The sequence below is a fragment of the Arthrobacter sp. PAMC25284 genome (assembly GCF_019443425.1).
GTDB classification, from domain to species: Bacteria; Actinomycetota; Actinomycetes; order Actinomycetales; family Micrococcaceae; genus Arthrobacter; species Arthrobacter oryzae_A.
This window is the reverse complement of the sequence record NZ_CP080382.1, coordinates 2,866,531-2,884,115: the sequence shown is the minus strand read 5'-3', so window position 1 is coordinate 2,884,115 and position 17,585 is coordinate 2,866,531. Positions and strand designations below refer to the sequence as shown.

Genomic DNA, 17,585 nt, shown 5'->3' with positions numbered 1-17,585 from the left:
ATCAGGGACACCGCCGACCGGCACAACGCCGTGCAGCCGCCGGGCCGTGGGGGAGGAACGTCGTGGAGGCCATGCGGATCGTGCTTTACTCACATGACTCGGTAGGCCTTGGCCACGTCCGCCGCAACCTTGCGTTGGCCCACGCCCTGAACAACCAGCTTCCGGTCCTCACCGGCCGCCCGGTGACCGGCATTCTCATCACGGGGACCGCGCAGGCGCCCGCGTTCCAGGCGCCGGCAGGGTGGGACTGGGTCCTGATCCCGGGTGTCTCCAAAGGCCCCGGCGGCTACCAGCCCCGGAACGTTGACGTGCCGATGCGCGAACTCGTGTCCTTGCGCGCCACTCTGCTCCAGGCGACCCTGGCCGGATTCCACCCGCACCTGGTGATCGTGGACCGCCACGCCACCGGGATCCACCACGAGCTTGAAACGGCCCTGCGGCGGACCCGCCTCGGCGGGCAAGTCCGGATCGTGCTGGGCCTCCGCGAAGTCCTGGACGATCCGGAGACCGCCTTCGCCGAATGGGCGCGCTGCGGCGGTCCGCGGGTCGTCAAGGACCTCTTCGACGCGATCTGGGTGTACGGGGACCCGAGCATCCACGACCCGATGGCGGCCGGGGAAATTCCGTTCTCGCTGCGAAAGCTGATCCGGTACACCGGATACCTGGCCGCAGGCCGGCCCTCGATCTCCGGAACGAGTTGCATGCCCGGACCCTATTTCATGACAACGGTCGGCGGGGGCTCCGACGGGTATGCCCTGGCCAGTATGGCGGCCGCCGCCCCGGTGCCCCCGGGGCTGGGCCACCTGATTGTCGCGGGACCGCAGATGCCCGCCGAACAACTCGATGACCTGCGCCGCCGGGCACGGCCCGGCGTCAAGGTTGTCGCCGCCGTGGACGACGTCGTCTTCCACATCCGCCACGCCGCCGCCGTGGTCTCGATGGCCGGCTACAACACAGTGTGCGAGATCATGAGCACCGACGTTCCGGCCCTGCTCGTCCCGCGGACACAAGCCCGTGCGGAGCAGCGCATCCGGGCCGCGTCCATGGTCAAAGCCGGCTACCTCGAACAGCAGGAAATCAGCACCTTGACCCCCGACATCCTGGCCGGCTGGCTGGCCGCACGGCTCGGCACCACAGTGGACCGCCGCCGGGCCATGCTGAACGGGCTGATCCGGGTCCCCCAACTGGCGGCCGAGCTGCTGCAACCGCTCGTGGGTGCCGCCGAAAGTGCCTCATCGGCACCAGCGATGGAGGAGGCCGGCCGTGTCGCCGTCTGAAACAGGGACAGCCTACGTCCTGAAGATGTACCCGCGCTTCTCCGAAACGTTCATCGTTTCGGAGATCCTGGCCCGCGAGGCCGCCGGGGACCGGATCGAAATTTTCTCGCTCCGCCCGCCCAACGATCCACGCTTCCATCACGAACTGGCCCGGGTCCAGGCGCCGGTGACGTACATTGAGCGTCCGACCAAAACCATTGATCTGTGGGAGAGCCTCAGGATGGCCGAGGCGGCCGGTCTCACCGGGGCGGTGGCCAGGAATTTCGCCGATCTCGCGGCCGCGACCGCCGATGACGCCGCCCAGGCCATCAACCTCGCCGTTGCCCTGCAGGGCCGCAATATCCGGCACATGCACGTCCATTTCGCCTCCGTCGCAACCAGCGTGGCCCGGCTGGCCTCGGCCATCACCGGCATTCCCTACTCGTTCACCGCTCACGCCGTGGACATCTTCCGTGAACCCGTCGTCGACGAGGACCTGCGGACCAAGCTCGAACAAGCCCACCACGCCATCACGATCAGCAGCTTCAACCTGAACTACCTGCGCCGGCGTTTCCCGGCGTCCACCTCCCGGCTCCATCTGGTCCGGAACGGCCTGGAACTGGCCCGCTTCCCGTACCGCGAGCCGAAGTCCCCCGGCAGCACGGTGCGCATTTCCGCCGTTGGCCGTCTTGTCGAGAAAAAGGGCTTCCAGCATCTGCTCCCGGCCGCGGCCGAACTGCTGGGGCAGGGATTCAGCTTCGACCTCCGCATCGCCGGGACAGGCACACTGGCCGGGGAATTCGAATCCGACATTGCGCGGCTCGGCCTCGGCGGCCACGTCAGCCTGATCGGCGCGCAAACCCAGGACCAGATCCACGATCTGCTCAGTTCCTCCGACATCTTCGTCGCCCCCTGCGTCGTCGGCGCCGACGGCAACGCGGACGGCATGCCGACCGTCCTGCTGGAGGCGATGGCCACCGGCGTGCCCTGCATCAGCACAACCGTCACGGGAATCCCGGAAGTGATCCGGAACGGCCGGACGGGTGTCCTCGTCCGGCCGGGGAACCCGCACGCACTCGCCCGGGCCATCCTGCAGCTCGGCTCCCCCCGCACCGACCGAGCCACCCTGGCACGCAACGCCCGGACCCTGATCGAGGACGAGTTCGACGTCCACCGCCAGGCCGCGGTCCTGCGGTCCCTGTGCCGCCCGGAACGGCAGGTCGCGTGATGCGCGTCGCCTACCTCTGCGCGGACCCGGGAGTCCCAGTTTTCGGAACGAAGGGTTCCTCGGTCCATGTCCAGGAGATCGTCCGGGCCTGGCGCCAGTCCGGCGCCGCCGTCACGGTCTACTGTTCCCGGCTCGGCCCGGACCGGCCCGCCGACCTGGCCGACCTCGCCGTCGTCGAGGTCCCGCCCGTCACCACCGCCCCCGGCGGCGAGGCCAGGGAGCGCGCCGTCCAGGACGCGGCACTGGCCCTCGCGGACGAGGTCCTGCGGCACGGGTGCGGGCTGGTCTACGAGCGGTATTCGCTGTTCAGCCCGGCACTGTCGGTCGTCGCCCGGATCCTCAACGTCCCCTCGGTCCTCGAAGTCAACGCCCCGCTCATCGAAGAGCAACTCCGGTACCGGGAACTGCTCGACGTCAAGAAAGCCGAAACGGTCCTCCGGATCAACGCCGGCACGGCCGACGTCGTCGCCTGCGTTTCGGAACCTGTGGTCCGCTGGGTGCGGGGCCGGGTGCCGGCCGCCCGCACGGTACTGGTACCGAACGGGGTCAACGCCGGCCGGGTCACCGCCCGACGGCCCGGCCGGCGGGACCCCCGCCACCTGACGGTGGCGTTTGTCGGCACCCTGAAGCCATGGCACGGGCTCCCTGCGCTCCTGCAGGCGGTGGCCCTGGCCAACCGGCAGACGGACGCACCGGACCGCCGCTGGACCGTGCTGATTATTGGCGACGGACCCGGCCGGGCCGAACTCAAGGCACTCGCCGCGTCGCTTGGTGTGGAGACTGTCTTCACCGGCGCCGTTCCGCCGGCGGCCGTCCCGGGCCTCCTGACCGGCTGCGACGCCGCGGCCGCCCCCTACCCGCCGGACACCCCCGGCCGGGACGACTACTTTTCGCCGCTGAAGGTCTACGAGTACATGGCGGCCGCCATGCCGATCATCGCGAGTGCGGTGGGCCAGATCCCGACGATCCTCGACGACGGCCGCACCGGGATCCTGGTGCCGCCCGGGGAGCCGGTGCCCTTGGCCGCCGCCCTCACCCGGCTCGGGGCAGATCCCGAACTGCGGGAACGGCTGGGGGCCCAGGCCCGGAGTGATGCCGTGGAGCGGTTCAGCTGGACCGGCGTGCTCACCAAAATCACGGCGGCACTGCCGCCCGCCCGCCGGGTGGTGATGCAATGAAAGCGGCAAGGACCCGCCGGTTTGGACGGCGGCCGCGCCGCAAGGCGGCCACACCCCCGTCGGGCCTCCGCCGGACGCTGCGCTGCGTCCGCCCCCACCTGCGCGGGCACCGGTTCCTGATCACCAGCGGCTTCACGGCCCTGGCCTTCGACGTCTTTTTCCGGCTGCTGGAACCATGGCCAGTGAAACTCGTTATCGATGCAGCGTCCCGGGCGCTCGGCGCCGACCTGCATCGCCCCGGGCCCAAGCTCGAGGCCGGGTTGGGGACCATGCTGTTGTGCGGAGGGGCGATCGTGGTCATCAGCCTCCTGCGCGCCGTTGCCACCTACTACACCGCAATCTCGTTCGCCCTCGTCGGCTCCCGGGTCGCCGCTGACCTCCGGGCCCGCACCTTCCGCCATGTCCAGGGCCTGTCCATGCGGCACCACACCCGCGCCTCGACCGGGGACACGGTTCAGCGGCTGGTCGGCGATGTCTCGCGCCTGCAGGAAGCCGCGACCACCGCCGGCATGCCGTTGCTGGGCAATTCCGTCACCCTGGTTGCGATGACCGGCATCCTCTTCTGGCTCGATCCGCTGCTGGCCCTCGTGGTGATCGTGACCACCAGCGTGTTCGCTTTCCTGTCGCGGCGAAGCTCCGGCCCCATCAGGAAAGCCGCCCGTATGTCCCGCACCGGTGAAGGCGCACTGGCCACCACGGCAGCCCAGACCCTCGGGGCCATGCGGGAGGTCCAGGCCTACGGCCTCGAGGACACCATCAGCTCCAACTTCCGCAGCACGAACAGCGCGACGCTGGGAACCGGCGTCGTGGCGCTACGGCTGGCAGCCAGCCTGGAGCGCCGGACCGACGTGCTGATCGGCGTCGCCATCGCCGTGGTCCTGGCCGGCGGCGGCATGCGTATTTTGGACCATTCGATCACCCCGGGTGACCTAATCATTTTCCTGACCTACCTCAAGACCGGGATGAAGCCCCTGAAGGACCTGGCGAAGCAAACCAGCAGGATCGCCCGCGCCACCGCTTCCGGCGAGCGCGTGGCGGATCTGCTGGAGGCCCAGACGGACCTCCCGGAGGCGCCCGATGCGCGCCCGCTCGCCAGCCGCAACCCGGACATCGAGTTCGACAACGTCTATGCCGGCCACGGCGAGGGAACCACCGTCCTGCACGGGATCAACCTCAAGATCCGGGCCGGCGAACACCTGGCCATCCTGGGGCCCTCCGGCGCCGGGAAGTCGACCCTGGCCAGCCTCGTCCTGCGCATGATCGACCCCACCTCCGGCACGGTCCGGGTGGGCGGCGAGGATTTGAGGGACCTGCAGACAGCATCGGTGCGGTCCCATGTGTCCATCCTGCTTCAGGACTCCGTCCTGTTCGGCACCACGGTCCGGGACAACATCCGGTTCGGGCGGCTCGATGCACCGGATGAGGACATTGAGGAAGCGGCCGTGCTGGCGCAGGCGGACGCGTTCATCCGGAACCTGCCCGAGGGCTACGACACCGTCCTGGGGGACGCCGCGAAGGACCTCTCGGGCGGTCAGCGCCAACGGCTCGCGATCGCCCGCGCCATCCTGCGGCAGGCACCGATCATCATCCTTGACGAGGCGACCGCCGGGCTGGACCCGGCGTCCCGCGAATCGATCCTGGATGCCCTGGACGTCCTCACCCGCGGGCGGACCTCCATCACGATCACCCATGATGCCTTCGCCGCGCGGCTGTGCGACCGGGTGATCTGGCTGGAGGACGGCCGCATCCTCGAGGAGGGCAAGCCGCTGGAGCTGTTGCGGGATCCGGAGAGCCGCTTCTTCAAATGGCTGGGCGAAGCGCCCGGACCCCGGGCCGCGGACATCCCCGAAGATATCCCTGATGACATGCCGGGCAGTGTCGGGGCGCGGACGTGAGCGCCTTGCAGACCCGCTCGCAGGACGCGGACCTCTCCCTGGCCGGCCGCGACCCGGACCTGCCGTGCCTCGCTGCCGTGCTCGACGACGGCCGGCTCTCCGAGCTCATGGGCGAGGACGTCCGCATCACCCGGGTCCGGTACAAGCCCCACACATCCGTGCTCGTTGCCTTCGTCCGCACCCGCGACGGCAGCGAGGACCACGGCTGGGCCGTCACGAGAGCCGCCGACCCCGGCGCCAAACTGGCCGGCCGGGCTGCCGACTCGGCCCAAAACGGCGGCGGGATCCGGTTCCTCCATCCCGAGCCGCTGAACCGGGACGCGTTCATCGCCGTCGGCAGTGCCGCGGACGACTGGGCATTGCGCAAGAACCTGCGCTGGCTCGCCCAGCGCGGCCTGGGACGGCTCGGCGCAGTGCCGCGGCCCGGGGAACTCCTCGACGGGACCGCCCAGGTCCTCCGCTATAACCCGGAGCGCCGTCTCGTGCTGCTGGAGCCGGCCCCGGGGGCCGCGATCGTCATCAAGACCGCCGCGCAGCCGATCAATGAGTCCGCCGAGAGGTGGCTGCACGAGCGATTGCAGGCCCAGAGGGTGCCCGTGCTGCCCTGGCTCGGCGACGCCCACTGTTCCCGCCGGGGCACCCGCGCCAGCCCGGCCTGGGGCAACGGGGACCTGGCGGGCGGCGGCACCCCGCTGAGCGCCCGGCACGCCGGCAATGCCCTCGCCGCCCTCCACGGCATCACCGGGCCGGAATCCGGCGCAGGCGCTGGGCCCGGCGCTGTGCGCGGGGCTCCGCGCGGGGAAGCCCCGGACCAGCTGGCAGCCACCCTGGGTATGGTCGCGGCGCTGGTCCCGGACCTTGAAGCGCCCGCCGCCCGGGTGGCCGCCCGGCTCCGCCGCCGGCTGGAGGACGTCACGGCCGGCGTGGCGCCCGTCCTGATCCACGGCGACTTCTCCCCAGACCAGGTGCTGGTCAGCGGCGCCGACGTCCGCCTGATTGACTTCGACCGCGCCCGCTACGGAGCCGCGGAATCCGACCTCGGGTCCTTCGCCGCCGTCGAGGAAATCCGCCGGTGGCAGGCAGATCCCGGGCCCGGCCCGGTCACTGATGACCTCCTCGAGGGCTACAGCGATGCCGGGGGCCGGTTCGACCCCGCCGCGGTCACGGTCTGGGCAGCCTGGCGGCTCTTCTGCAACAGCGTCGACCCGTTCCGGGATCGTGCCGCGGACTGGGCCGAAGCCATCGGGCGGCATCTTGACCGGGCCGCCGAGCTCGTCCGATGAGCTGGCACCCGGACATTCCGCTGCAGCTCACCGACGCGGCTGGGGCACTCTGGCAGGTCCGCAGGGCGTGGCCGGAGAAGTCCGCCGGCGAATACAGCGTGGAGGTCGTTCCGCGCCCGGCCCCTGCATCACCCGGCTTTGAAACACCGCCGGACGCCCCCGCCGCGAAGCGCGGACGCGCGGCAGCGGGCGTCCGCGCGGGTCACGTGCGGCACGGCATGTTCAGTCTCGTTCCGCTCGCCGATCCCCGGCTCCCCTCGCTCGCAGCGGCGGCGGCCGGAGGCGAGGTCGTGGTGCACCGGGCGCATAAACGCGCCGTCGTCCACGCTGGAGACCGGTACATCAAGGTGCTCCGACCCGGCTACGGCCTTCGGGTCGCCGAAAGCCATGCCAGCGCCGCCGACGTGCTGGCCGGCGGCTTCTTCGACACCCCGCGCCTCCTGGCCTCGTGGTCCGATGTGGTGGTCTTCAGCAGCATTCCCGGCCGGTCTTACCTGGAGCTGGGGCAGGATCATACGACGGTGACCGAGGCCGGCTACGCGGCGATGTGGGGTGCGTGGTCGCGGGCCTGGGTCACGGCAGCGCGGGCGGCACCCGGCCGGGCGTTGCGCACAACAGCGGTTGCCCTGCCGGAGCACCCGGCCGGAGCCGAGGTCGACACACTCCGACGCTGGACCGGCCACTGGCTGACCCACAGCGACGGTATTCCGGAGGCGTCCCAGGCCCGGGCAGCACTTCTCGCACAGAGGGATCATGCCGTCGGCCTGCTGGTCTCCTCCCGTCCGGATCCGCCGGCCTGGGCGCACGGGGATCTGCATGACAAGCAATTGCTGTCCTCCGGCGGGCCCGGCGCGCCCGGACTGGTGGACTTTGACGGCAGCTGCATCGCCGAGCCGGCCCTGGACCTGGCCAACCTCGACGTCCATCTGGAGCTGCGCCGCCTCCAACACCGGCTGACAGTGCGCCGGTACCGGATCGCCCATGGCCACATCCTGGCCGTGGCCGAACAGCTGCGCGTCAGCCCGGAGCGGTTCGCCGCCTACGCGGCAGCCACCCGTGTCCGGCTGGCCTGCCTCTACGCCTTCCGCCCGCCGTGGGGGCCCGACGCCGGGGACTACCTCGTGCGCGTGCGGACGCTCAGCGAAAGTTATTACGTAATGTAATACACGAATTCTTGATCGTGAATCACAAAGCGTGCATTAATTGATCACGGGCACCTTTGCGCCAGCCCCAGGCTGCAATCCCACGACCAAGAGAGCACCTACGTGATCGATCCCATCATTCTCTTCTTCCTGCTTGGCGCCACCGCCGGCCTGCTGCGGTCGGAGCTGCGACTTCCTGCGGCGGTTTACGAGCTCGTCAGTATCGTGCTGCTGCTCTCGATCGGCCTCAAGGGCGGCATTGAACTCGCCAAACAGCCGTTTATGGACCTCCTGCCCCAGATGCTGGCCGTGGTGGCGCTGGGCTTCTTCCTCACCCTGGCCGCCTTCCCCGTGCTGCGATTCCTCGGCCGCTTCAAGCGGGCCGATGCGGCGTCCATCGCGGCCCACTACGGTTCGGTCAGCGTCGGCACCTTTGCCGTCGTGATCGCCTACCTCGGCAGCCGTCAAATTGAGTTCGAGGCGCACATGCCGCTCCTGCTGGTACTCCTGGAGGTGCCTGCCATCATTGTGGGAATCGTTCTGGCCCGCGGACTCTCGCGCCAGACCCGGTGGAAGTCGATCGCCCATGAAGTGTTCCTCGGCAAAGGGATAGTGCTGCTCCTCGGCGGTCTGCTGATCGGCTGGATCGCGGGGCCCGAGGGGTTGACCTCGATCGAGCCCCTGTTCTTCGATCTCTTCAAGGGGATCCTGGCCCTCTTCCTGCTGGAGATGGGCCTGATTACGGCAACACAGGTGGGCAGCCTGCGCCAGTACGGCCTCTTCCTGATCGCCTTCGGAATTGGCATGCCGCTCTTCTCGGCTCTCGTCGGGACCGGACTGGGCTGGGCCCTTGGCCTGTCCATCGGCGGCACAGCCGTGCTGGCGACGCTGGCCGCGAGCGCTTCCTACATCGCGGTGCCGGCAGCCATGCGCATCTCGGTGCCGGAAGCCAACCCCACGCTGTCCTTGGCAGCATCGCTGGGAATTACTTTCCCGTTCAACGTCCTGCTGGGCATCCCGATCTACCACGCCCTCGCGGTGTGGGCCCACACTTTCGCGAGAGGATAAGACCCATGCAAAGCCACACACGCAAGCTGCTGACCGTCGTCACCGAAGCCGTACTTGAGAGCACCCTCGTCAAGGACATCGAACGAATGAACGCCCACGGCTACACCATCACGGACGCGCGCGGAAAAGGCCACCGGGGCGTCCGCAGCGCGGGTTGGGAGGCGAACAGCAACATCCGCCTCGAGGTGGTGTGCGACGAAGAGACGGCAGGCGCCATCGCCGCTTACCTGCAGGAGCACTATTACGCGGACTACGCCATGATCCTGTTCCTGAGCGACGTCGAGGTCCTGCGCCCGGAGAAGTTCTAGAGCAGTTCCGGGGAAGTTCTAGCCCTCGGCGCGTGCCGTGGATTCCGGCACGAGAACCGCGAGAAGCTCGTCCAGCTCGTGGCCGGAATCCAGGGGATGGCGCAGGGGGCGCCCGGTGGCGACGGTGTAGCTGTTGCGCCGGCCGGCCCGGAGCCTGGTGATATAGCCGGCTTCCACGAGGTCGGCAACGATCTTTTGCGCGGCACGCTCCGTCACTCCCACCCGGGCGGCGACGTCACGCATCCGGATCTGCGGATCGCGGGCGATGGTGAGCAGGACGTGGGCGTGGTTGGTAAGGAACGTCCAACGGTTCTCGCTGCCGGGGCCCCGCGCGGTGACTCTGCCTCAAAATCCTGGGTTGCCATTTCAAGGACAATAGCCCAAACGGCAGGCCGGCGCGCAGACCGCAGCCGGGCGCGCGCCGGTCACCTGCCCCTACTTGCGGCCGAAGAGCCTGGCAAAGAAGCCGGTCCCGCTGCTGGTTTCCCGCTCATGGCCGGCGCAGCGGTTCGATTTCGGGACGCCGCGCAGGACCTGGTCAACGTGCTGCCCACAGCCCGCCCATGTTGTTTTTCCACACTTCTTGCATGCAACTGCCTGGCACATTCAGGTCTCCTTCGATAGCTTGTCGAATCCACTATACCCCAGGGGGTATCAGGCTGGAGGCCGAGGGAACACCCATCCCCCCACAGGCGTTCAGTCTTAGGAGTGGCCGCCGGGAATCGACACCGGCGCGGCTGCACACAGAACACAGAACACAGAACACAGAACGGAACCGTACCCAGACAAACCGGAAGGACCGCTGGAATGGCTTACATCAAGGTTGGCACCGAAAACAGCACCGACATCGAGCTCTACTACGAAGATCACGGGACCGGGCAGCCGGTAGTCCTGATCCACGGCTACCCGCTGGACGGCTCGTCTTGGGAAAAACAGACTGCCGCTCTCCTCGGCGCGGGCTACCGCGTCATCACCTACGACCGCCGCGGTTTCGGCCAGTCCAGCAAGCCCACAGAGGGCTATGACTACGACACGTTCACGGCCGACCTCCACACCCTGCTCACCACCCTCGACCTCAACAACGCCGTGCTGGCAGGATTTTCGATGGGCACGGGTGAGGTGGGCCGCTATCTGGGACGCTACGGATCCTCCCGGATCGCGAAGGCCGTGTTCCTGGGTTCACTGGAGCCCTTCCTCCTGCAGACCGACGATAACCCCGGCGGCGTCCCGCAGTCAGTATTCGACGGCCTCACCGAGGCCGTCACCGCCGACCGCTACGCCTTCTTCACGGACTTCTTCAAGAACTTCTATAACAGCGGGACATTCCTTGGCACCCCAAGGCTGAGCGAGGAAGTCATGCGGGCCGGGTGGAACCTGGCGACGCGGGGCGGCCCCACCGCGTCCGCCGCAGCCCAGCTGCCCTGGCTGACCGACTTCCGCCCCGACATTGCCAAGATTGACGTCCCTGCCCTGATCGTCCACGGCACTGCTGACAACATCCTGCCGATCGACGTCACCGGCCGTGAGTTCACCAAGGCCCTGCCCCACGCCGAATACGTGGAGATCGAGGGCGCCCCGCACGGCATGCTCTGGACCCACGGTGCCGAGGTCAACGACATCCTGCTGCGGTTCCTGGCCGGATAGGATCCATGCGGCACGCGCGGCCCGTCCTCCGCAACGTCCGGAGCCCACCCGCGCGGCTAGAACTGCGCATCCGCCACTGCCCCGGCCACGGCATGGAAGACTGCGGTCCGCTCCGGCAGGTCACTCAGGTCCTCACCCTTGGTGTAGATCACCAGCGCGTACGCCCTGCCGTCATGGGTGAGGACGGCGGCGTCGTGCAGGTTTCCGCCGAGCAGCCCGTACTTGTGAAAGACTTCGACGCCGGCGGGGACCGCAGCCGGGATGAGTGTCTCGTAGTTGGTGTCCTGCAGATAGGACAGCAGCTGCGCGGTGTGGTCCGAATTGAGCAGCGCGCCGGAATACAGCCCGGCCAGGATCCGGGCCATCGCCGCCGGGGTCAGCGTGTTGGTTTCGGGCTGATAGTCCACCCCGATCGACGCGGCATAGTCGCTGAGTTCCTGGAGGCCGACGGCGGACATGACCAGGGACCAGGAGTCGTTGTTGCTCGCCTGGATCATCGCCTGCAGCTGGAATCCCGCACTGTAGGCTCCCAGGGTGTCGTCCAGCGACGCGCGGCCTATTTCGACCAGATGGAAGTACGCCTCGGCGGCCAGGACTTTTGCGGTGCTGGCGGCCACGAACTCCGCCTCGACGCCGTACTGCTGAACCGCTCCGCCGGACAGGTCCATCAGCGCCACGCCGATCTGGTACTGGCTGTTGGCGTCGATGATCCCGTTGATCTCCGCGGCCAGGTCCGGGTCGAGGCTGTCCCCCGCCGCCTGCCCAGTGAAGTCTGAGGATCCGGCCGCTGACAGGCTCTCCGCTGACAGGCCCGCCGATGCCGCGCCGGCCTCTGGTGCGGCTTGGAGTCCGGCGGCCAGCACCACGGCCAGTACCGCCGCGCATACCGCGGCACAGGCGGTGATGATAGGCGCGCGAAACCGGGTTCCCGGCTCGCGCTGCCGCCGCCCGGACGGCCCTCCCCGGGGATCGTGCCGCGGGTGGGGCGGAATGAAGTGGTCCATAGCGCCCAAGCTAGCGGCGCCGGCTATGCGGCAGCTATGAAGAAGCTGTCAGCCGGTCTGCCGCGCGGGCCGAAGGCCCCCGGCGGAATACAGCACCCGGCCGCGGCGTTGTGCAGCACGGATTGCAACGTTCCCACCCTCGAAGGATCCCCATGACTACCAACCTCACGGTCAAGCTCCAGCCCGGCACAGCTGCCCCGGAGTTCACCCTGCCCAAGGCCGACGGCAGCCCGGTGTCGCTGGCGGACTACCGCGGCCGGAACGTCATTGTGTACTTTTATCCGCAGGCCGCGACGCCGGGCTGCACCACCGAAGCCTGCGATTTCCGCGACAACCTCGCCTCCCTGCAGGGCTCCGGCTACGAGGTCCTGGGCGTCTCCCCCGACGGGATGGAAGCCCTGGCCGGCTTCAGCGGCGACTTTGACCTGACCTTCCCGCTCCTCGCCGACGAGGACCACGCCGTGGCCCTGGCCTATGGCGCGTGGGGCGAGAAACTGGTCGACGGCGAAATCACGGAAGGAATCGTCCGTTCCACGGTCGTCGTGGACCCGGACGGCAACGTGGTGCTGGCGCAGTACCAGGTGAAAGCCCAGGGCCACGTTGCGGCGCTAAGGCAGGATTTGGGCGTCTGAACCCTCGCCAAGCTGCCGCGGCACTGGGTAGGCTCGGCCCCACAACGCCGGGCCTCCCGGCCGGACCTAAGGCGGATACATCGTGGCAGACGGCACCAAGAAGGATCCCTGGACTCTCACCACCGCACCGGGCACCTCGAAATATTCGATGTACCGGGACGAAGAGTCCGATCCGCCCGCCCTGGTCTGCCAGGTGGGATCAACCACGCTGAAGTATCACCTCCGGGCCGTCGAGGACCTGCAGGCCTGGCTGGCGGATCAGTCCGGCTGGGTACCGCTCGGCGCCGCGGATGAAAACAAGCCCGCAGCCGAGGGGACCGTCGAGGCGTGGGGCCGCGACCCGTCCAATCCGGTGGGCGGCTGGTACGGGCTGCGCCAGGGTTACCGCGGCAGGTTCGGCATGTACCTGCCGCCGCTGCTGGAGGCACTGGGAATGGTGGAACTCACCCACGACAAACGAAATAACAGCGTCCGGGCGGTCAGCGGTGCCGCCCCGGAACCGGCCGCCTAGCTACGCGACGGTCCCGGCCGTTATGGCGGCCGTCGAACGCAGCCTGATGGCGCCGTCGTGCTCGTATCGGCTGAGCATCTGGAAGACCTCGGAGCGGATCATTTCCCGCGCGGCCGGGTCCGCTTTGGACAGGCCCAGCACCACCGGAGCAGCGATGTCGGTCATGAACTCCCAGTAGGTTTCCGGGGAGGGCTGCACCATGTCCGAGCTGATCTTTCGTTCGCTGACATCCACGAGCCCGGCGCCGGTGAAGAACCGGCTCATGTAACCGTGCGCCGCGCAGCGGAAGGGGCCGGGGGCGTCGGCGGGCGGGAAGGGAAGCTCGGAGTGGCGTGCGATCGTGCCCAGAATGAGGCTCGCCCACGGATTTTCCGCAGCCCGGGCCCAGACAGACGCGACGATCCTGCCACCGGGCTTCGCTACGCGCACCAGTTCCGCCAGGGCCGCGGACATCTCAGGGAAGAACATAAATCCGAACCGGCAAAACACGGTGTCGAAGGACTTGTCGCCGAAGGGCAGTTCAGTCACATCGCAGACCACGGTCCGGACGTTGTCCAGCCCACGTGACTCGGCCTTTTCCGCCGCGACCCGCAGCATCCCCGTGGAAATGTCCATCAGGATCACATGGCCAGATGGCACCATCGCGGCCGCAGTGAGCCCCGGTTCCCCGGTGCCGGAAGCGATGTCGATGATCCGGGCGTCTGGGCGGAGCCGCGCGTCCTCGATCATGGCGTCCCCGACGGGCCCGTGCCAGCCCAGAACCTCTGCGTCCCATTTCCGCCAGCCGGCAGAGAACTGATCCCAGATTTTTCGCTGTTGCTCCGGGATGCGGTCGGATGCGGCTGACATGGCGGTTCCTCTAGCGTTCATCGCCCTCCCCCACGCCCAGTGTGCTCCTGGAACAGGTCCCGATCAATGGTCCCGCGCGCTGCAGGCTCGCGCGGGCCGCGGGGCTGGGCCGCGGGGCCGGGCCGCCGGGCCGCGGGGCCGCGGGGCTGGGCCGCCGGGCCGCGGGGCTGGGCCGCGGGGCCGGGCCGGGCAGTAGGCTTAACCCATGTCTTCCCTAGAATCCCACGGACCCTCCGGCGACGACGCCCCGGGCGGGGGCGCCGGCAAGGAACCGGCCCGCGACCGCGCTGGAGAGCCGGCCGGGTCGCCCGAGCGGCGCGGGGTCACTGTGCGCCGGGCGCCGCGCTACGTGCCGTTCCTGATCCTGGGCGGACTGCTGGGCATCGCCGTGGCAGCCATCATCGCCTTCGGACTCCCGGGCGACGCCACTTACGACCGCGGCTCCGTTTTCGGCTTCTTTATGGTGATGGGCGTTGCCGGCGGCGTCGTCGTCGGCGGTGCCGCAGCACTCGTTCTGGACCGGCTCAGCGTGCGCCGGTCCAGTCACGCCGTCGTCGAGTCCGTCCCGGAGGACGACGCCGGGGACCTTCCCGACGCGGGCGACAGGTCATAAACCGGCCGCCGGGCGAGTCGAGGCGCACGACGTGAGATAATCGACCAGTGGCACGCGGCGATGGAACTCTTTCTCATGATCTTCTCCCCGGCGAAAAAAGCCCCCAGGACGCTTGCGGCGTCTTTGGGGTCTGGGCTCCCGGCGAAGAAGTAGCAAAACTCACCTATTACGGGCTGTATGCATTGCAGCACCGCGGTCAGGAGTCGGCTGGTATAGCCACCAGCGACGGCAAGCGGATCAACGTCTATAAGGACATGGGCCTCGTATCCCAGGTCTTCGACGAGACCACGCTGAACACCCTGACCGGGCACCTGGCCGTCGGCCACTGCCGCTACTCCACGACCGGCGCCAGCCACTGGGCCAACGCCCAGCCCACCCTTGGCGCGACCGCCACGGGCACCGTGGCCCTGGCCCATAACGGCAATCTCACCAACACGGCCGAGCTCAAGGCCATGATTATGGACCGCAACGACGGCCAACTCAGCGGCGAGATGAAGCAGGGCAATACCTCGGACACGGCCCTCGTCACGGCGCTGCTTGAGGGCGAAGAAGGCAAGTCACTCGAGCAGACCGCAATGGAACTGCTGCCCAAAATCAAGGGCGGCTTCTGCTTCGTCTTCATGGACGAAGGCACCCTCTACGCCGCCCGCGACACCTACGGCATCCGTCCGCTATGCCTCGGCCGGCTGGAGCGCGGCTGGGTGGTCGCCTCGGAACAGTCCGCCCTGGCCACCGTCGGCGCGAGCTTCATCCGTGAGATCGAACCCGGCGAATTCATTGCGATTGACGAGGAAGGCGTCCGGTCCCAGCGGTTTGCCGAGGCAACACCGGCCGGCTGCGTGTTCGAATATGTCTATCTCGCCCGCCCGGACGCCGCCATTGCGGGCCGCTCGGTCTACGAGTCCCGCGTGGAGATGGGCCGCCAGCTCGCCCGCGAAAACACCCAGGAAGCTGACCTTGTCATCCCGGTCCCGGAATCCGGCACTCCCGCTGCTGTCGGTTACGCCGAGGAGTCCGGCATCCCGTTCGCGCACGGTTTCGTCAAGAACGCCTACGTGGGACGTACCTTCATCCAGCCCTCGCAGACCCTGCGCCAGCTCGGCATCCGCCTCAAGCTCAACGCCCTTGAGTCCGTAATCCGCGGCAAGCGCATTGTGGTGGTGGATGACTCGATCGTCCGCGGCAACACCCAGCGTGCCATCGTCCGGATGCTCCGGGAAGCCGGCGCCGCGTCCGTGCACGTGAAGATCTCCTCCCCGCCCGTGCAGTGGCCGTGCTTCTACGGCATCGACTTCGCTTCGCGCGCGGAACTGATCGCCAATGGCGCCACCATTGACGAAATCTCCCAGGCGATTGGCGCCGACTCGCTGGCCTACATTTCCGAAGACGGCATGATCGAGGCCACCCGCCAGCCACGTGAGCGCCTCTGCACCGCGTGCTTCACCGGCAAGTACCCGATCGAACTACCGGGCGCCGACAAGCTCGGCAAGAACCTCCTGGAGCGCTCGGATGCCGGCAAGCTGCCTGCCGCGGCCTCCATGCCGGTACCGGCTGCCTCCGACGCCGGGCCCGGCACCTCCCTGGAGGAGGACCCCGCCGGGAAGCCCGGCGCCACCGGCTGCGACCCGGGCCCGGATGCCGAATTCGAAGGTCTCCTCACTGAGGCTGACCGAATCCCACCCATTGTTCACGGCGTCCCCTCAGAGACGGATGCTGCTTCGTTCGCTGCCGACAAGAAAGAGCCCGTATGACTTCCGCCTCCCCGGCCGCTGACATGAATGCCGCCCAGAACTCCGCGGGCATCACCTACGCTTCCGCCGGCGTGGACGTCGAAGCCGGCGACCGTGCCGTTGAACTGATGAAAGGCGCCGTCAAGGCGACCCACAACTCGTCGGTGATTGGCGGCGTCGGCGGCTTTGCAGGCCTCTACGACGTCTCGAAGCTGCTCACCTACAAGCGCCCGCTGCTGGCCACCTCCACCGACGGCGTCGGCACCAAGGTCGCCATCGCGCAGGCCATGGATATCCACGACACGATCGGTTACGACCTCGTGGGCATGGTCGTGGACGACATCGTTGTGGTCGGCGCCGAGCCGCTCTTCATGACCGATTACATTGCCTGCGGCAAGGTCGTTCCGGAACGCATCGCGGACATCGTCCGCGGCATCGCGGCCGCCTGCTCCGTGGCCGGCACCGCCCTGGTGGGCGGCGAAACCGCCGAGCACCCGGGCCTGCTGGGCGAGCACGAGTACGACGTCGCGGGTGCCGCCACCGGCGTTGTCGAAGCCGCCGACCTGCTCGGGCCGGACCGTGTCCGCGCCGGCGACGTCGTGATCGGCATGGCCTCCTCCGGCCTGCACTCCAACGGCTACTCGCTCGTCCGCCGAGTGATTAACCACGCCGGCTGGGCCCTGGACCGTCAGGTCAGCGAACTCGGACGCACGCTCGGCGAGGAACTCCTCGAACCGACCCGCGTCTACGCGGCGGACTGCCTGGACCTGGCCCGCACCTTCCCGGTGAACTCGGCCCACGGCGTCCACGGCTTCAGCCACGTTACCGGCGGCGGGCTCGCGGCCAACCTGGCCCGTGTACTGCCGCAGGGCCTGCTGGCCACCGTGGATCGCGCCACCTGGGAACTGCCGGCCATCTTCAAGCTGGTCTCCGAGCTTGGCAACGTCCCGCTGGCGGACCTGGAGCGCACCCTGAACCTGGGCGTGGGCATGGTTGCCATCGTCTCGGCCGAGGTCGCCGATGACGCGGTGGCCCGCCTCAATGACCGCGGCCTGCCGTCCTGGATCATGGGCACCGTGGAGCAGAACTCGGATGCGATCCTGAAGACCGGCCCGGACTACGTACAGGGTGCCAAGGGTGTCGACGGCGGTGCCGTCCGCCTGGTCAACAGCTACGCCTAAACGCCCATCGGGCGCCCCGCAACCGCCGTTTCCTGCGAAGCGGCGGGTGCGGGGCGCCCGTTG

The 17,585-nt window shown here is 68.6% G+C and carries 17 protein-coding genes; 14 read left to right on the top strand and 3 right to left on the bottom strand.

Annotation, left to right across the window (positions count from 1 at the left end):
* Positions 1-71 precede the first annotated feature (71 nt).
* The 8 genes from KY499_RS13320 (at position 72) to KY499_RS13285 (ending at position 9,358) form a co-directional block, all read left to right on the top strand.
* On the top strand, positions 72-1,277 hold the full coding sequence (locus tag KY499_RS13320; RefSeq protein WP_123253778.1) for a glycosyltransferase family protein: 1,206 nt from the start codon (positions 72-74) through the stop codon (positions 1,275-1,277).
* The gene (locus tag KY499_RS13315; RefSeq protein WP_219885567.1) at positions 1,264-2,484 is read left to right on the top strand and encodes a glycosyltransferase family 4 protein; all 1,221 of its coding nucleotides are present in this window, start codon (positions 1,264-1,266) and stop codon (positions 2,482-2,484) included. Before KY499_RS13320 ends, KY499_RS13315 begins: the two co-directional genes overlap by 14 nt.
* Positions 2,484-3,662 carry a glycosyltransferase family 4 protein gene (locus tag KY499_RS13310; RefSeq protein WP_219885566.1) on the top strand — a complete coding sequence of 393 codons (1,179 nt, stop codon included), beginning with the start codon at positions 2,484-2,486 and terminating at the stop codon, positions 3,660-3,662. The genes KY499_RS13315 and KY499_RS13310 overlap by 1 nt, the downstream gene beginning before the upstream one ends.
* Positions 3,659-5,557: an ABC transporter ATP-binding protein gene (locus KY499_RS13305; protein ID WP_123253748.1), complete on the top strand. Its 1,899-nt coding sequence runs from the start codon at positions 3,659-3,661 to the stop codon at positions 5,555-5,557. The genes KY499_RS13310 and KY499_RS13305 overlap by 4 nt, the downstream gene beginning before the upstream one ends.
* Positions 5,554-6,840: a phosphotransferase family protein gene (locus KY499_RS13300; RefSeq protein WP_123253749.1), complete on the top strand. Its 1,287-nt coding sequence runs from the start codon at positions 5,554-5,556 to the stop codon at positions 6,838-6,840. The genes KY499_RS13305 and KY499_RS13300 overlap by 4 nt, the downstream gene beginning before the upstream one ends.
* On the top strand, positions 6,837-8,003 hold the full coding sequence (locus KY499_RS13295) for a phosphotransferase (protein ID WP_219885565.1): 1,167 nt from the start codon (positions 6,837-6,839) through the stop codon (positions 8,001-8,003). The genes KY499_RS13300 and KY499_RS13295 overlap by 4 nt, the downstream gene beginning before the upstream one ends.
* A gap of 102 nt (positions 8,004-8,105) precedes the next feature.
* The gene (locus KY499_RS13290; protein WP_123253751.1) at positions 8,106-9,050 is read left to right on the top strand and encodes a sodium-dependent bicarbonate transport family permease; all 945 of its coding nucleotides are present in this window, start codon (positions 8,106-8,108) and stop codon (positions 9,048-9,050) included.
* A 5-nt stretch (positions 9,051-9,055) separates the two neighbouring features.
* Positions 9,056-9,358, top strand: a complete 303-nt coding sequence (locus tag KY499_RS13285) for a P-II family nitrogen regulator (protein WP_123253752.1) — start codon at positions 9,056-9,058, stop codon at positions 9,356-9,358.
* An 18-nt stretch (positions 9,359-9,376) separates the two neighbouring features.
* Here KY499_RS13285 and KY499_RS13280 read toward each other — a convergent pair whose 3' ends face one another.
* A complete protein-coding gene (locus KY499_RS13280) occupies positions 9,377-9,601 on the bottom strand; it encodes an AsnC family transcriptional regulator (RefSeq protein WP_258190772.1) in 225 nt (74 codons plus the stop codon).
* Positions 9,602-10,165: 564 nt separating this feature from the next.
* On the opposite strand from KY499_RS13280, the gene KY499_RS13275 reads away from it, so the two are divergent.
* A complete protein-coding gene (locus KY499_RS13275) occupies positions 10,166-11,002 on the top strand; it encodes an alpha/beta fold hydrolase (RefSeq protein WP_123253754.1) in 837 nt (278 codons plus the stop codon).
* Between the two features lie 56 nt (positions 11,003-11,058).
* On the opposite strand, the gene KY499_RS13270 is transcribed toward KY499_RS13275, so the two are convergent.
* Positions 11,059-12,006 carry a serine hydrolase gene (locus tag KY499_RS13270; RefSeq protein WP_219885564.1) on the bottom strand — a complete coding sequence of 316 codons (948 nt, stop codon included), beginning with the start codon at positions 12,004-12,006 and terminating at the stop codon, positions 11,059-11,061.
* 152 nt (positions 12,007-12,158) lie between these two features.
* On the opposite strand from KY499_RS13270, the gene bcp reads away from it, so the two are divergent.
* The gene (gene bcp / locus KY499_RS13265; RefSeq protein WP_219885563.1) at positions 12,159-12,638 is read left to right on the top strand and encodes a thioredoxin-dependent thiol peroxidase; all 480 of its coding nucleotides are present in this window, start codon (positions 12,159-12,161) and stop codon (positions 12,636-12,638) included.
* Positions 12,639-12,720: 82 nt separating this feature from the next.
* Positions 12,721-13,149 carry a DUF6855 family protein gene (locus tag KY499_RS13260; RefSeq protein ID WP_123253757.1) on the top strand — a complete coding sequence of 143 codons (429 nt, stop codon included), beginning with the start codon at positions 12,721-12,723 and terminating at the stop codon, positions 13,147-13,149.
* Here KY499_RS13260 and KY499_RS13255 read toward each other — a convergent pair whose 3' ends face one another.
* Positions 13,150-13,998 (bottom strand): class I SAM-dependent methyltransferase, encoded by an 849-nt coding sequence (locus KY499_RS13255; RefSeq protein ID WP_219885562.1) that lies wholly within the window; start codon positions 13,996-13,998, stop codon positions 13,150-13,152.
* A 205-nt stretch (positions 13,999-14,203) separates the two neighbouring features.
* On the opposite strand from KY499_RS13255, the gene KY499_RS13250 reads away from it, so the two are divergent.
* From KY499_RS13250 to purM, 3 genes are read left to right on the top strand one after another with little or no spacing between them, the layout of a single operon-like run.
* Complete coding sequence (locus KY499_RS13250; RefSeq protein WP_258190771.1) at positions 14,204-14,611, top strand: hypothetical protein; 408 nt, start codon at positions 14,204-14,206, stop codon at positions 14,609-14,611.
* A gap of 47 nt (positions 14,612-14,658) precedes the next feature.
* Positions 14,659-16,362 (top strand): amidophosphoribosyltransferase, encoded by a 1,704-nt coding sequence (gene purF / locus KY499_RS13245; protein ID WP_219885561.1) that lies wholly within the window; start codon positions 14,659-14,661, stop codon positions 16,360-16,362.
* The gene (gene purM, locus KY499_RS13240; RefSeq protein ID WP_219885560.1) at positions 16,359-17,522 is read left to right on the top strand and encodes a phosphoribosylformylglycinamidine cyclo-ligase; all 1,164 of its coding nucleotides are present in this window, start codon (positions 16,359-16,361) and stop codon (positions 17,520-17,522) included. Before purF ends, purM begins: the two co-directional genes overlap by 4 nt.
* Positions 17,523-17,585: the final 63 nt, after the last annotated feature.

Bases quoted from the DNA above. Each gene is read 5' to 3' on its own strand.
- KY499_RS13320 (WP_123253778.1), top strand. From the start codon at position 72: ATGCGGATCGTGCTTTACTCACATGACTCGGTAGGCCTTGGCCACGTC.
- KY499_RS13310 (WP_219885566.1), top strand. From the start codon at position 2,484: ATGCGCGTCGCCTACCTCTGCGCGGACCCGGGAGTCCCAGTTTTCGGA.
- KY499_RS13305 (WP_123253748.1), top strand. From the start codon at position 3,659: ATGAAAGCGGCAAGGACCCGCCGGTTTGGACGGCGGCCGCGCCGCAAG.
- KY499_RS13295 (WP_219885565.1), top strand. From the start codon at position 6,837: ATGAGCTGGCACCCGGACATTCCGCTGCAGCTCACCGACGCGGCTGGG.
- KY499_RS13285 (WP_123253752.1), top strand. From the start codon at position 9,056: ATGCAAAGCCACACACGCAAGCTGCTGACCGTCGTCACCGAAGCCGTA.
- KY499_RS13280 (WP_258190772.1), bottom strand. From the start codon at position 9,601: ATGCGTGACGTCGCCGCCCGGGTGGGAGTGACGGAGCGTGCCGCGCAA.
- KY499_RS13275 (WP_123253754.1), top strand. From the start codon at position 10,166: ATGGCTTACATCAAGGTTGGCACCGAAAACAGCACCGACATCGAGCTC.
- KY499_RS13270 (WP_219885564.1), bottom strand. From the start codon at position 12,006: ATGGACCACTTCATTCCGCCCCACCCGCGGCACGATCCCCGGGGAGGG.
- bcp (WP_219885563.1), top strand. From the start codon at position 12,159: ATGACTACCAACCTCACGGTCAAGCTCCAGCCCGGCACAGCTGCCCCG.
- KY499_RS13255 (WP_219885562.1), bottom strand. From the start codon at position 13,998: ATGTCAGCCGCATCCGACCGCATCCCGGAGCAACAGCGAAAAATCTGG.
- KY499_RS13250 (WP_258190771.1), top strand. From the start codon at position 14,204: ATGTCTTCCCTAGAATCCCACGGACCCTCCGGCGACGACGCCCCGGGC.
- purM (WP_219885560.1), top strand. From the start codon at position 16,359: ATGACTTCCGCCTCCCCGGCCGCTGACATGAATGCCGCCCAGAACTCC.